12 protein-coding genes are annotated in these 14565 nt (G+C 62.0%); 8 read left to right on the top strand and 4 right to left on the bottom strand.

Features of this window, described 5'->3' with window-relative positions; all coding sequences use genetic code 11:
• Window positions 1-353 precede the first annotated feature (353 nt).
• Both cysS and AAEQ75_RS18215 read right to left on the bottom strand, forming a co-directional pair.
• Window positions 354-1739 carry a cysteine--tRNA ligase gene (gene cysS, locus AAEQ75_RS18220; protein WP_343350024.1) on the bottom strand — a complete coding sequence of 462 codons (1386 nt, stop codon included), beginning with the start codon at window positions 1737-1739 and terminating at the stop codon, window positions 354-356.
• Window positions 1739-3403 (bottom strand): glutamine--tRNA ligase/YqeY domain fusion protein, encoded by a 1665-nt coding sequence (locus tag AAEQ75_RS18215; protein WP_143506373.1) that lies wholly within the window; start codon window positions 3401-3403, stop codon window positions 1739-1741. The genes cysS and AAEQ75_RS18215 overlap by 1 nt, the downstream gene beginning before the upstream one ends.
• A gap of 160 nt (window positions 3404-3563) precedes the next feature.
• On the opposite strand from AAEQ75_RS18215, the gene AAEQ75_RS18210 reads away from it, so the two are divergent.
• Window positions 3564-4061, top strand: a complete 498-nt coding sequence (locus tag AAEQ75_RS18210; protein ID WP_106732125.1) for a peptidylprolyl isomerase — start codon at window positions 3564-3566, stop codon at window positions 4059-4061.
• Window positions 4062-4065: 4 nt separating this feature from the next.
• Window positions 4066-4809: a UDP-2,3-diacylglucosamine diphosphatase gene (gene lpxH, locus AAEQ75_RS18205; protein WP_256835133.1), complete on the top strand. Its 744-nt coding sequence runs from the start codon at window positions 4066-4068 to the stop codon at window positions 4807-4809.
• 127 nt (window positions 4810-4936) lie between these two features.
• Here lpxH and AAEQ75_RS18200 read toward each other — a convergent pair whose 3' ends face one another.
• Window positions 4937-5590, bottom strand: a complete 654-nt coding sequence (locus AAEQ75_RS18200; RefSeq protein WP_106732123.1) for a tRNA-(ms[2]io[6]A)-hydroxylase — start codon at window positions 5588-5590, stop codon at window positions 4937-4939.
• 157 nt (window positions 5591-5747) lie between these two features.
• Between AAEQ75_RS18200 and AAEQ75_RS18195 the strand changes: the two genes are divergently transcribed.
• On the top strand, window positions 5748-6611 hold the full coding sequence (locus AAEQ75_RS18195) for a universal stress protein (protein ID WP_106732122.1): 864 nt from the start codon (window positions 5748-5750) through the stop codon (window positions 6609-6611).
• 64 nt (window positions 6612-6675) lie between these two features.
• Here the strand turns inward: AAEQ75_RS18195 and AAEQ75_RS18190 are convergent, their stop codons facing one another.
• On the bottom strand, window positions 6676-7152 hold the full coding sequence (locus AAEQ75_RS18190; protein ID WP_106732121.1) for a DUF1289 domain-containing protein: 477 nt from the start codon (window positions 7150-7152) through the stop codon (window positions 6676-6678).
• A 404-nt stretch (window positions 7153-7556) separates the two neighbouring features.
• Between AAEQ75_RS18190 and acnB the strand changes: the two genes are divergently transcribed.
• The 5 genes from acnB to AAEQ75_RS18165 all read left to right on the top strand — a co-directional run bounded on the left by acnB (window position 7557) and on the right by AAEQ75_RS18165 (window position 14501).
• Window positions 7557-10157 (top strand): bifunctional aconitate hydratase 2/2-methylisocitrate dehydratase, encoded by a 2601-nt coding sequence (gene acnB, locus AAEQ75_RS18185; RefSeq protein ID WP_343352427.1) that lies wholly within the window; start codon window positions 7557-7559, stop codon window positions 10155-10157.
• Between the two features lie 291 nt (window positions 10158-10448).
• The gene (locus AAEQ75_RS18180; RefSeq protein ID WP_343350023.1) at window positions 10449-11660 is read left to right on the top strand and encodes a CmpA/NrtA family ABC transporter substrate-binding protein; all 1212 of its coding nucleotides are present in this window, start codon (window positions 10449-10451) and stop codon (window positions 11658-11660) included.
• 18 nt (window positions 11661-11678) lie between these two features.
• Complete coding sequence (locus AAEQ75_RS18175) at window positions 11679-12257, top strand: ANTAR domain-containing response regulator (RefSeq protein WP_147810931.1); 579 nt, start codon at window positions 11679-11681, stop codon at window positions 12255-12257.
• Window positions 12258-12386: 129 nt separating this feature from the next.
• Window positions 12387-13616 (top strand): alanine transaminase, encoded by a 1230-nt coding sequence (alaC, locus tag AAEQ75_RS18170; protein ID WP_343350022.1) that lies wholly within the window; start codon window positions 12387-12389, stop codon window positions 13614-13616.
• 162 nt (window positions 13617-13778) lie between these two features.
• The gene (locus tag AAEQ75_RS18165; protein WP_343350021.1) at window positions 13779-14501 is read left to right on the top strand and encodes a 1-acylglycerol-3-phosphate O-acyltransferase; all 723 of its coding nucleotides are present in this window, start codon (window positions 13779-13781) and stop codon (window positions 14499-14501) included.
• Window positions 14502-14565: the final 64 nt, after the last annotated feature.

The raw sequence follows: 14565 nt of genomic DNA, 5'->3' as shown, positions 1-14565 counted from the left end.
CAGGAAATCGAAGAGTTGCGGGGGTTTCCTTGAGGGATCGGGGAAACGTCGCCCGAGCGTTTGGCTCGAACCACTGCAGGCATCGCCAGGCGCTTGTGGCGCAACGGACACGATAAGGCGCGCATACTAACGAAAAGCGCCCATCAACAGCACAGTTGACGGACGAGCTGTCGAACTGGCGTAACTGACTGTCGCATCGACAAAAAACATCGAAAATCTGACCACCACACTTGCGAAACTCTGCCGCCGACACCAGAAACGCCAGTAACAGACTCAGCAACTCACTCGCAACGTAGAAGTCATCTCAGCGACAAAGGCCGCTTTCCAGCGGCCTTTGTCGCTGAGCATCACCCTTACTCGGCCAGGCGCCAGGTGGTGCCGCCCTTGCCGTCTTCCAGCACCACGCCCATGGCAGTGAGCTGGTCGCGAATGCTGTCGCTTTCTGCCCAGTTCTTGTCGGCACGGGCCTGCAGGCGCGCGGCGATCAGCGCCTCGACTTCGGCGGCATCGACCTTGCCGGCAGCTCCGGCCTGGAGGAATGCATCGGGTTCGAGCTGCAGCACGCCAAGCACGCTGGCCAGTTGCTTGAGCTGGGCGGCCAGGCCAGCAGCAGCCTGCACGTCGGATTCACGCAAGCGGTTGACCTCGCGGATCATCTCGAACAACACCGCACAGGCTTCTGGTGAATTGAAATCGTCGTCCATCGCCGCGCCGAAACGCTCGACGAACGCCTCGCCACCAGCAGGCGTAGCTTCCGGCAGGCCTTTGAGGCCGTTGTAGAAACGCTCCAGGGCGCCCTTGGCTTCCTTGAGGCTCTCCTCGGAGTAGTTGATCGGGCTGCGGTAGTGGCTAGACACCAGCAGGTAGCGCACCACCTCCGGGTGGTACTTCTCCAGCACCTCACGGATGGTGAAGAAGTTGCCCAGGCTCTTGGACATCTTCTCGCCATCCACACGTACCGCGCCGGCGTGCATCCAGGCATTGGCGTACTGCTTGCCGGTGGCTGCCTCGCTTTGGGCGATTTCGTTCTCGTGGTGCGGGAACACCAGATCCGGGCCGCCGCCGTGGATGTCGAAGGTCTCGCCCAGGCAGCAGGTGGACATCACCGAGCACTCGATATGCCAGCCCGGACGTCCTGCGCCCCAAGGCGACTCCCAGCTCGGCTCGCCCGGCTTGACGCCCTTCCACAGGACGAAGTCCAGCGGGTCTTCCTTGGCCTCGTCGACCTCGATGCGCGCACCGACCTTCAGGTCTTCGATCTTCTTGCGCGACAGCTTGCCGTAACCAACGAACTTGCCGACGCGGTAGTACACATCGCCATTACCCGGCGCGTAGGCAAAGCCCTTGTCGATCAGGGTCTGGATCATCTGGTGCATGCCGGCGATATAGCCGGTGGCGCGCGGCTCGATGTCCGGGCGCAGTACGTTCAGACGACCTTCGTCCTCGTGCATCGCCGCGATCATGCGCTCGACCAGCGCCTCGAACGGCTCGCCGTTCTCGTTGGCGCGCTTGATGATCTTGTCGTCGATGTCGGTAATGTTGCGCACATAGGTCACATCGTAGCCACGCTGACGCAGCCAGCGGGTGACCACGTCGAAGGCGACCATCACCCGGGCGTGACCAATGTGGCAGAAGTCATAGACAGTCATGCCGCACACGTACATGCGCACGCTGTTACCGATCAGCGGCTTGAACGGTTCTTTGACCTTGCTGAGCGTGTTGTAGATCGACAGTGCCATTACTGCCCCCACGAATCGCGCAGGGTGACGGTACGGTTGAACACCAACGCATCGGCAGTCGAGTCCTTGTCCAGGCAGAAGTAGCCTTCGCGCTCGAACTGGAAACGATCCTCGGCCGCTGCCTTGGCCAGCGACGGCTCGGCGCGGCAACCGGTGAGCACCACCAGCGAATCCGGGTTGATGTTGTCGAGGAAGCTACCGCCCTCTTCCGCTTTCTCGGGGTTGGCCGAGCGGAACAGACGATCGTACAGGCGCACTTCGCACTCAACGCTCTCGGCCGCCGGCACCCAGTGGATCACACCCTTGACCTTACGGCCTTCGGGGTTCTTGCCCAGGGTGTTCTCGTCGTAAGAGCAACGCAGCTCGACGATATTGCCGGCAGCGTCCTTGATGGCCTCGTCAGCACGAATCACGTAGCTGCCACGCAGGCGCACCTCACCACCTGGGATCAGGCGCTTGAAGCCGTCCGGCGGGGTTTCTTCGAAATCGCTGGCGTCGATGTAGATCTCGCGGGAGAACGGCAGCACGCGGGTGCCGATGTCCTGCTTGGGATGGCGCGCCAGCTCCAGGTTCTCGATCTGGCCTTGCGGGTAGTTGGTGATCACCACCTTCAGCGGTTTGAGCACGCACATGGCACGCGCGGCGTTGGCGTCCAGGTCGTCACGAATGGCGAACTCGAGCATGCCGATGTCCACCAGGCCGCCGGCGCGGTTGACGCCGATCATGTCGCAGAAAGCGCGGATCGAAGCCGGGGTATAGCCACGGCGACGGTAACCGGACAGCGTCGACATGCGCGGGTCGTCCCAACCGCTGACGTGCTTCTCGTCCACCAACTGCTTGAGTTTGCGCTTGCTGGTGATGGTGTAGTTCAGGTTCAGCCGGGCGAATTCGTACTGACGCGGCTGCGCCGGCACCGACAGGTTGGTCAGGAACCACTCGTACAGCGGGCGATGGTCCTCGAACTCCAGGGTGCAGATGGAGTGAGTGATGCCCTCGATGGCGTCCGACTGGCCGTGGGTGAAGTCATAGCTCGGGTAGATGCACCACTTGTCACCGGTCTGGTGGTGATGGGCGTGGCGAATGCGATAGAGAATCGGGTCGCGCAGGTTGATGTTCGGCGAAGCCATGTCGATTTTGGCACGCAGCGAACGGGCGCCATCGGGAAACTCACCGGCCTTCATGCGGGCGAACAGGTCGAGGTTCTCTTCGACGCTGCGCTCGCGGAACGGGCTGTTCTTGCCTGGCTCGGTCAGGCTGCCGCGATATTCGCGCATCTCTTCGGCATTGAGGTCGCAGACGAAGGCCTTACCGGCCTTGATCAGCTCGATGGCCCAGGCATGCAGTTGCTCGAAATAATCGGAGGCGTAACGCTCCTCACCGGCCCACTTGAAGCCCAGCCACTCGACGTCGGCCTTGATGGCGTCGATATATTCCTGGTCTTCCTTGGCCGGGTTGGTGTCGTCGAAGCGCAGGTTGCACTGGCCGCCGAACTCTTCGGCCAGGCCAAAGTTCAGGCAGATGCTCTTGGCATGGCCGATGTGCAGGTAGCCGTTGGGCTCCGGCGGGAAGCGGGTCACGATCTTGGCGTGCTTGCCGCTATCCAGATCAGCCTGGACGATGGGGCGCAGGAAGTTGGCAGCTTTTTCGACGGTAGGCTTGCTCATGGTGTCCTTAACAATACTGGCGCGGCACAGGGTAGGCCGCTTCGGGCAAAGTCCGTATCATAACCAACCTGTCAAGCCCCTGACAGGGTGCATACCACCCTGACAAGCGCTGTTCACCCCCGAGCCATCGGCTCGAACCTGCCCCATCACGGATACGATCATGATCAAACTGCACACCAACCACGGCGTCATTACCCTGAACCTGTTCGCCGACAAGGCCCCGGAAACCGTAGCCAACTTCGAGCAATACGTGAAGGAAGGCCATTACGACGGCACCATCTTCCACCGTGTGATCGGCAACTTCATGATCCAGGGCGGCGGTTTCGAGCCGGGCATGAAGCAGAAGCCGACCCGCGCACCGATCAAGAACGAAGCCAACAACGGCGTCGCCAACAAGATCGGCACCGTCGCCATGGCCCGCACCATGGAGCCGCACTCGGCCAGTGCGCAGTTCTTCATCAACGTCGCCGACAACGCCTTCCTCAACCACAGCGCGCCGACCGTTCAGGGCTGGGGCTACGCCGTATTCGGTGAAGTGGTCGAAGGCATGGACGTGGTCGAGAAGATCAAGGGCGTCGCCACCACCATGAAATCCGGCCACCAGGACGTACCGGTGGACGACGTGATCATCGAGAAGGCTGAAGTCGTAGCCGAGTAAGTCGATGATCCTGCTGATCTCCGATCTGCACCTCGAAGAGAAACGCCCGGACATCACCCGGGCGTTTCTGCATTTTCTCGCCACCCGCGCGCGTCAAGCCGAGGCGCTGTACATCCTCGGTGACTTCTTCGAAGTCTGGATAGGCGACGACGGCATGACGCCCTTCCAGCACGAGATCGCCCGTGCCCTGCGCGAACTGAGTAATGCCGGCACGCGCATCTACCTGATGCATGGCAATCGCGACTTCCTTATCGGCAAGGCGTTCTGCCGCGCGGCGGGCTGCACCTTGCTGAGCGACCCGCACAAAGTGCAGATGGGCGGCGAGTCGGTCCTGCTGATGCACGGCGATAGCCTGTGCACCCTCGATGTCGGCTACATGAAGCTGCGCCGCTGGCTGCGCAATCCGCTGTCGCTGCTGATCCTGCGTAACCTGCCGCTCACTACCCGGCAGAAGCTGGCGCGCAAGCTACGCAACGAAAGCCGCGCACAGACGCGGATGAAAGCCAGCGAGATCGTCGATGTCACGCCCGAGGAAGTGCTCAAGGTGATGGACGAATACGGCGTGCGCACGCTGATCCATGGCCACACCCATAGGCCAGCCGTGCACGAACTGGAAGTGAACGGCCAACCGGCACGCCGTATCGTGCTGGGCGACTGGGATCGTCAGGGCTGGGCATTGCAGGTCGATGAACAGGGCTTCAACCAGGCACCGTTCGAGCTCACGCCTGCAAACGTCTCCAAGCCGTAGCCCATAAAACGGTTGCAGGAGCGGCTTCAGCCGCGAAAAGCCACGATGTAGGGCGGGTGAAACCCGCCATTTCCCTCGCGGCGGGTTTCACCCGCCCTACCCGTCTATTGCAGTGTTCGCGGCTGTTTTATGCGGGCACGCCACTATGGAAACGGAACTGCTCATCTGGCGTAGTGATCAGTTCCTGCTCCACCGCGCGCACCACCTCGATACGCGCATCCACGTCGGCAGCATCACCATACAGATAGGCAAGCTTGAGGTAACCGCGGTAGTGGCGCCCTTCGCTCTCCAGCAATCCGGCGTAGAACTTGGCCAGCTCGGCATCCAGTCGCGGCACCAGCGCGGCAAAGCGCTCGCAGGAGCGCGCCTCGATGAACGCACCGACCACCAGCACATCCACCAGCCGCTCCACTTCGCCACCACGCAACAGCGCACGCAGGCCGGCGGCGTAGCGCGAGGCGGATACATGGCGGACCTCGATACCGCGCCCGCGGATGATCTTGCTCACCTGCTCGAAGTGCACCAGTTCCTCACGGGCCAAACGCGACATTCTCGCGGTCAATTCGGTCTTGGTCAGGTAGCGCCCCATCAGGCTCAGTGCCGTCTGTGCCGCTTTGTATTCCAGGTTGCGGTGATCGAGCAGGAGGATCTCCTGCTGGCGCAGGGCCTCGTCCAGCCAGGTCTCAGGGGTAGCGACGCCACCGAGAAACTCGAGAATTTCCTGCAGGATCGTTACAGGTTCCTCGCCATTACTCGGAACATGCTTGGTAATTGACATCATATTTGAAGCGCTCTCGGTGCTGGCGAGGTTGGAAATGGCGGGCCATTATACGAGTGGCAGGCCGGACGACCAGCATGCTGTTGATACAGGTCAACATGCCGCTGATAACGACCCGCCTATAGTTGGATAACTGCCATTCACGCTCAGGGAGATGACCATGCAAGCGATCCGCAGCATTCTGGTGGTGATGGATCCCCAACACCCAGAAGCCCTCGCACTGAAACGGGCAAAACTGATAGCCGGGGTAACCCAATCACACCTGCACCTGCTGGTCTGCGAGAAGAAAGGCGACCACAGCGCGTGGCTCAACGATCTCAGCAGCAGTCTCGCCGGGGAAGGTTTCAGCGTCTCCACCCAGCAGTCCTGGCATGAAAACCAGCACCAAACCATCATCGCCGTGCAGCAGGCCGAGGGCTGCGGCCTGGTGATCAAGCAGCACCTGCCGGACAACCCGCTGAAAAAGGCCCTGCTCACCCCGGAAGACTGGAAGTTGCTGCGCTATTGCCCAGGCCCGGTGCTGATGGTCAAGACCGAGCGCCCCTGGACCGGCGGCAACATCCTCGCTGCCGTGGACGTCGGTAACGCCGATGGCGAGCACCGCACCCTGCATGCCGGCATCATCAGCCATGGTTACGATATCGCTGGCCTGGCTAAGGGCACGCTGCACGTGACCACCGCGCATCCGACCCCGATGCTGTCGGCTGCCGATCCGACCTTCCAGCTCAAGGAAACCATCGAGGCCCGCTATCGCGAGCAATGCCGCAGTTTCCAGGCCGAATACGACATCAGCGACGAGCGCCTGCATGTGCTGGAAGGCCCAGCCGACGTGGTAATTCCGCAAGTTGCCCACCAGCTCGATGCGGCTGTCACGGTGATCGGCACCGTGGCGCGCACCGGGCTCTCCGGCGCACTGATCGGCAATACCGCCGAGGTCGTACTCGACGCACTGGAAAGTGACGTGCTGGTGCTCAAGCCTGACGAGATCATCGCCCACCTCGAAGAGCTGGTGGCGCAACGCTGAGCCAGCTCCCGAAACGAAAATGCCGCTCTGCATGAGCGGCATTTTTCTTTCCCTCCGGGCCGGACTAGACTCGCAGCTCCAGACCTTCCCGCAGAAACTTCGGCGCGATGTAACGCTCGTAGTGCGCTTCAGAGAGCAGGAAGAATTCGCGATCGATGGCGTCACGCAATTCGGGCAGCGCCCAATTGCGGAACTCAGGCAGTACGACCATGCCGTACGCCTCCAGCTGATTGATCATCCGCGCACCACGTGCGATCAGCTGATAGGCCCAGCAGTAAGGCGACTGTTGCGGTACGAAACGAATCTGCCGCTGCTCCAGCTGACTACGTAGACGCTGCTCATCGAATACCTCGACCTTGCCCGCCATCACCTGCACCAGCAGCACTTCCAGACGCGTCCAGACGGCGCGCTTCTCATCGTCGTTGTAGCTGTTCCAGTTGATCACCTCATGATGGAAGCGCTTGCAACCGCGGCACACGACATCGCCGTAAACGGTTGAGCACAGCCCCACGCAGGGCGTCTTGATGCGCTGATTGGACATGGCGAAACAACATAAACAGCAAAACGGCCTGGCATCTTAGCCCTTTGTCTAATCCAGATCACCCCTGCCGATACGGGGACATCGACTTAACTTTATTCGCGCTTTCCATTAGAATCGGCCCGCCTTTTATGGCGCCAATGTCCGTTGGAAGCTGTTTTCAAAGCGTCACGAGCACAGTCGATCCTGCAGGTACGATGGCGGCGCAGCCACTTGGAGTCCCCCCGAGCGTCTGCGTCAGCCCTCATCAGAAACCGTCCTGCCGGCGTAAAACTTTGAAAGCAGCTTCTACAAGAGACTCATGAAACCTCGGCTGCTCGGCTCATAAAGTCGAAAAGCGCCTGATTCATGAGTATCTGGATCGCGTCCCGGACAACCCTTTGGGACCACTGATGAGGGTAATAACTGTGCTTGAAGCCTATCGCAAACACGTAGCAGAGCGTGCCGCTCAGGGTATCGTGCCCCAGCCGCTGAACGCCGAACAAACCGCAGGCCTGGTCGAGCTGCTGAAAAACCCGCCGGCTGGCGAAGAAGAATTCCTCGTAGACCTGATCACCAACCGCGTACCGCCAGGCGTCGATGAAGCCGCCTACGTCAAGGCAGGTTTCCTCTCTGCCGTTGCCAAGGGCGAAGCCACTTCCCCGCTGATCACCAAGCAACGCGCCGTTGAGCTGCTGGGCACCATGCAAGGCGGCTACAACATCGCCACCCTGGTCGAACTGCTGGACGACGCCGCTCTGGGCGCCGTTGCCGCCGAGCAACTCAAGCACACCCTGCTGATGTTCGACGCCTTCCACGACGTCGCCGAGAAAGCCAAGGCTGGCAATGCCAACGCCAAGGCCGTGCTGCAGTCCTGGGCCGACGGCGAGTGGTTCACCGCCAAGCCAGCCATCGCCGAGAAATACAGCCTGGCTGTGTTCAAGGTGCCTGGCGAAACCAACACCGACGACCTGTCCCCTGCCCCGGACGCCTGGTCGCGCCCTGACATCCCGCTGCACGCCCTGGCCATGCTGAAAATGGCCCGCGACGGCATCGTGCCGGAGCAACAAGGCGCCATCGGCCCGCTGAAGCAGATCGAAGAGATCAAGGCCAAGGGCTTCCCGGTTGCCTACGTCGGTGACGTGGTCGGTACCGGTTCTTCCCGTAAGTCCGCCACCAACTCGGTGCTGTGGTTCTTCGGTGACGACATTCCGTACGTTCCGAACAAACGCGCTGGCGGCTTCTGCTTCGGCACCAAGATCGCCCCGATCTTCTACAACACCATGGAAGATGCCGGCGCCCTGCCGATCGAGTTCGACGTGTCGAACATCAACATGGGCGACGTGATCGATGTCTACCCGTACGCCGGCAAAGTCTGCAAGCACGGCACCGACGATGTCATCACCACCTTCGAACTGAAGACCCCGGTGCTGCTCGACGAAGTCCGCGCTGGCGGCCGTATCCCGCTGATCGTCGGCCGCGGCCTGACCGAGAAGGCGCGCGCCGAACTGGGCCTGGGCGCTTCCGACCTGTTCAAGAAGCCGGACCAGCCTGCTGCCAGCACCAAGGGTTTCACCCTGGCGCAGAAGATGGTCGGCAAGGCCTGCGGCGTCGAAGGCGTACGTCCGGGCACCTACTGCGAACCGAAGATGACCACCGTCGGCTCCCAGGATACCACCGGCCCGATGACCCGCGACGAGCTGAAAGACCTGGCGTGCCTGGGCTTCTCGGCTGACCTGGTGATGCAGTCCTTCTGCCACACCGCGGCCTATCCGAAGCCGATCGACGTCACCACCCACCACACCCTGCCGGATTTCATCCGCACCCGTGGCGGCGTGTCCCTGCGTCCGGGCGACGGCATCATCCACAGCTGGCTGAACCGCATGCTGCTGCCTGACACCGTCGGCACCGGTGGCGACTCGCACACCCGCTTCCCGATCGGTATTTCCTTCCCGGCCGGCTCCGGCCTGGTGGCCTTCGCCGCCGCCACCGGCGTAATGCCGCTGGACATGCCAGAATCGGTTCTGGTGCGCTTCAAGGGCAAGATGCAACCGGGTATCACCCTGCGTGACCTGGTCCATGCCATCCCCTACTACGCCATCCAGAAAGGCCTGCTGACCGTCGAGAAGAAAGGCAAGAAGAACATCTTCTCCGGCCGCATACTCGAGATCGAAGGTCTGGACAACCTGACCGTCGAGCAGGCGTTCGAGCTGTCCGACGCCTCCGCCGAGCGTTCGGCTGCCGGCTGCACCATCAAGCTGCCGGAGTCGGCCATCGCCGAGTACCTGAAGTCCAACATCACCCTGCTGCGCTGGATGATCAGCGAAGGCTACGGTGATCCGCGCACCCTGGAGCGTCGTGCCCAGGCTATGGAAGCCTGGCTGGCCAACCCGGTCCTGATGGAAGCCGACAAGGACGCCGAGTACGCCGAAGTCATCGAGATCGACCTGAGCCAGCTCAACGAGCCGGTACTGTGCGCCCCGAACGACCCGGACGATGCCCGTCTGCTGTCCACCGTGGCCGGCGACAAGATCGACGAAGTGTTCATCGGTTCGTGCATGACCAACATCGGCCACTTCCGCGCTGCCGGCAAGCTGCTGGACAAGGTCAAGGGTGGTATCCCGACCCGTCTGTGGCTGTCGCCGCCGACCAAGATGGATGCTCACCAGCTGACCGAAGAAGGCTACTACGGTATCTACGGCAAGGCCGGTGCGCGTATGGAGATGCCGGGCTGCTCGCTGTGCATGGGTAACCAGGCACGTGTGGCTGCCAACTCCACCGTGGTCTCCACCTCCACCCGTAACTTCCCGAATCGCCTGGGCGATGGCGCCAACGTGTACCTGGCCTCTGCCGAACTGGCAGCGGTCGCTTCGATTCTCGGCAAACTGCCGACCGTCGAGGAGTACATGGCTTACGCGAAGGATATCGACAGCATGGCTGGCGACATCTACCGCTACCTGAGCTTCGACCAGATCGCCGACTTCCGTGAAGCGGCAGCCAACGCCAAGATCCCGGTCGTTCAGGCCTGATCAAAGCGTAGTGAAAGGAGCCCCGCCTAGTGCGGGGCTTTTTTATGGCCTGCCACTCTGTCGACTCGTCAGCGCACTCATCACAAACGGCGACGCCCACTTGGGACGCGTGTCTTCTGGCATATGCCTTGCTTCGTCACTTCGTATACAGCCGTTCCAATGGCGGAATGGCTTGATCGACAACGGCGTCGTATCGAATCCCGGATCTCTCGCGCCTGGATCTGGTACGACGTTTTTTATGGGCAGCCGCCCATGAATCAACGTCTTTTTGCGTGAAGGTAAGGAAGCAGCATGAGCGAACACGACACCCCGCGCGACGATGCCCTGGCCTGGGCCTGGGGTAGCGACGCCCCGGAGAAGAGCATGCTGAACATCGGCTTCATGGCGCTGAGCGATTCGGCTTCGGTGATCGTCGCCGCGACTCAGGGCTTTGCCGAGAAGTACGGGCTGAGCCTCAGACTGCAACGTCAGACCTCCTGGGCCAGCTCGCGCGACCGCCTGCTCAGCGGCGAGCTGGACGCCGCCCACAGCCTGTATGGGCTGATCTATGGCGTGCAGCTGGGCCTTGGCGGCGCCGCGGCCACCGACATGGCCGTGCTCATGGGGCTGAACCAGAACGGCCAGAGCATCAACCTGTCGCACACCCTGCAAGCCGCTGGCGTGACCAGCGGCGAAGCACTGCGCCAATACGTGCACCAGCATGAAGCACGCCTAACCTTCGCCCAGACCTTTCCCACCGGCACCCACGCGATGTGGCTTTACTACTGGCTGGCCAGCCAGGGCATTCATCCACTGCGCGACGTCGACAGCGTGGTGGTGCCGCCGCCGCAGATGGTCGAGCACCTGGAGGCCAAGCGCATCGATGGTTTCTGCGTTGGCGAACCCTGGACCGCCAAGGCCGTCGATGAACAGCTCGGCTGCACCGTCACCACCATTCAGGCGATCTGGCCGGATCACCCGGAAAAGGTGCTGGGCTGTACCCGCGCCTTCGCCGAGCAGAACCCCAATACCGCTCGCGCCCTGATCATGGCGGTGCTAGACGCGGCACGCTTCATCGACGAGAGCGAAGAAAACAAACGCAGCACCGCCCTGCTGCTCAGCGGTAGCGACTACGTCAACGCACCGGTTTCGGCGATCACCCCGCGTTTTCTCGGCCACTATCAGGACGGCCTCGGCCATGCCTGGCAGGACGAGCATCCGCTGCGCTTTCATGCCGGCGGGCTGGTCAACCATCCCTATCTGTCCGACGCCATGTGGTTCATGACTCAGTTCCGCCGCTGGGGCCTGTTGCGTAGCGATCCCGACTACCTGGGGGTGGCCCGCCAGGTCCAACAACTTGCACTGTACCGCGAGGCCGCGTCGACGCTGGGCATACCGGTGCCGGGGGAAATGCGTAGCTCCATCCTGCAGGACGGCACGTGCTGGGACGGCAGCGACCCGGCCGCCTACGCGCGCAGCTTCCGCCTCCATGCCCTGGCCGATAGCCCGGCTGTCGCCCTGTAATTGCCGGGAGAGCATCCGATGCTGCGTATCCTTCTGATCAACGACACCCCGAAGAAAGTCGGTCGCCTGAAATGCGCCCTGATCGAAGCGGGTTTCGAGGTGATCGACGAATCCGGCCTGACCATCGACCTACCTGAGCGGGTCGAGGCGGTACGCCCTGACGTCATCCTGATCGACACCGAATCCCCCGGCCGCGACGTGATGGAGCAGGTGGTACTGGTCAGCCGCGATCAGCCACGGCCGATCGTGATGTTCACCGACGAGCACGACCCCGGCGTGATGCGCCAGGCGATCCAGAGCGGCGTCAGCGCCTATATCGTCGAGGGCATTCACGCCCAGCGCCTGCAACCGATCCTCGACGTCGCCATGGCCCGCTTCGAGAGCGACCAGGCACTACGCGCTCAGCTCCAGGCGCGCGATGCCCAGTTGGCCGAACGCAAACGTGTGGAACTGGCCAAGGGCCTGCTGATGAAGATGAAGAGCTGCAACGAGGAAGAGGCCTATACCCTGATGCGCCGCCAGGCGATGAGTCGCCAGCAGAAGCTGATCCAGGTGGCCGAACAGATCATCGCCATGCACGACATGCTCGGTAGTTGACTGTTGCGCTACGCCGCTCGCTGGCTGTACTGGACAGCGAGACGGCGGCGCGCGTATCTTCGCCGCAGGCTGCAGCAGTGGCCAACGTCGCTCGGACGGTTCCGGGCGCTTACGTACTTCGAGGAAATCATGGCTGATAACGCCAAGCGTCGCTTTGCGCGCATCGATCGTCTGCCCCCCTACGTCTTCAACATCACCGCCGAACTGAAGATGGCTGCACGCCGTCGCGGCGAGGACATCATCGACTTTTCCATGGGCAACCCCGACGGTGCGACGCCGCCGCACATCGTCGAGAAACTGGTGCAGGTCGCCCAGCGTGAAGACACCCATGGCTACTCCACTTCCCGCGGTATTCCGCGCCTGCGCCGCGCCATCTCGCGCTGGTACAAGGACCGCTACGACGTGGAGATCGATCCGGAAAGCGAAGCCATCGTCACCATCGGCTCCAAGGAAGGCCTGGCACACCTGATGCTGGCCACCCTGGATCATGGCGACACCGTGCTGGTGCCCAACCCCAGCTACCCGATCCATATCTACGGCGCAGTGATCGCCGGTGCCCAGGTGCGCTCCGTGCCGCTGGTGCCGGGCGTAGACTTCTTCGCCGAGCTGGAACGCGCCATTCGCGAGTCGATCCCCAAGCCGAAGATGATGATTCTCGGCTTTCCCTCCAACCCCACCGCGCAGTGCGTGGAGCTGGACTTCTTCGAGCGCGTGGTGACCCTGGCCAAGCAGTACGACGTGCTGGTGATTCACGACCTGGCCTACGCCGACATCGTCTACGACGGCTGGAAAGCCCCGTCGATCATGCAGGTGCCGGGCGCCAAGGACATCGCGGTGGAGTTCTTCACCCTGTCCAAGAGCTACAACATGGCCGGCTGGCGCATCGGTTTCATGGTCGGTAACCCCGAGCTGGTCAGCGCCCTGGCGCGGATCAAGAGCTACCACGATTACGGCACCTTCACCCCGCTGCAGGTCGCGGCCATCGCTGCCCTGGAAGGCGATCAGCAATGCGTGCGCGATATCGCCGAACAGTACCGGCAACGCCGCAACCTGCTGGTCAAGGGCCTGCACGAGATCGGCTGGATGGTTGAGAAGCCCAAGGCCTCGATGTACATCTGGGCCAAGATCCCCGACGCCTACGCGCACCTGGGCTCGCTGGAGTTCGCCAAGAAGCTGCTGGCCGAGGCCAAGGTCTGCGTCTCGCCGGGCCTGGGTTTTGGCGACTATGGCGACGACCATGTACGCTTCGCCCTGATCGAGAACCAGGACCGCAGTCGTCAGGCGCTGCGCGGCATCAAGGCGATGTTTCGCGCCGACGGTTTGCTGCCAGGCAAGCCGGCCAAGGCAGAAACCGACTAAGCATTGAAGGGCGCCGTGAGGCGCCCTTTCTACATGGGCATGGAAATCGACAAGTTCTGCGACAATTCAGGACGTTACGTACGCCAAGCGGTGGTTTCGAGCAATTGCCCGGCAGAGTGAACGCCCGTACACTGCGCGCCCCTTCCCTGACGGTTCTCCCCAATGCTCTTCGTTTTGCGCATGCTGTTGATGGGCGTGCATTTCATCCTGGCCGGCTTGCTCGGTCTGCTGCTCGGTCTGTGCCGTCCTTTCAACCCTGATAACAGCCGCCTGTGCGCACGCCTCTATTCGCTACCCGCCCTGCGCCTGCTGAGCCTGAAGCTCAAGACCGATGTACGCCCGCTGCTGGAGCATCAGCGCTCCTGCGTGATCATCGCCAACCACCAGTCCAACTTCGATCTTTACGTGCTTGGCCGCGTGGTACCGAAACGTACCGTGAGCATCGGCAAGAAGAGTCTCAAATGGGTGCCATTCTTCGGTCAGCTCTACTGGCTGGCCGGCAACGTGCTGATTGATCGCAGCAATGCCGTCGCCGCCAAGCGCGCGATGCTCACCACCACCGAAACCCTGCGCAATCGCGACACCTCGATCTGGGTATTCCCGGAAGGTACGCGCAACCTCGGCCGCGGTCTGTTGCCATTCAAGAAGGGGGCATTTCAGATGGCAATCGCGGCCGGCGTACCGATCATCCCGGTGTGCGTGAGCAACTACAGCCAATCCATGCGTCTGAACCGCTGGAACAGCGGCCGCATCATGATTCGTTCGCTGCCGGCCATCCCCACTGCCGGCCTGAGTCTGGATGACATGCCCGCGCTGATCGAACGTTGCCAACAAGCCATGAGCGAATGCATCAGCAGCATGGACAAGGAACTGGCCTCGGCATGAGGCCTGACGCGAGGCGCCATCGCGAGCAGGTAGCTCGCGCCAGTCATCAAACCTATCGATAGTT

The organism is Pseudomonas sediminis, from assembly GCF_039555755.1.
In the GTDB taxonomy this organism is placed as follows: Bacteria; Pseudomonadota; Gammaproteobacteria; order Pseudomonadales; family Pseudomonadaceae; genus Aquipseudomonas; species Aquipseudomonas mendocina_D.
Note: the sequence above shows the minus strand (reverse complement) of the source record. Positions and strands in the feature narration are given on the sequence as shown.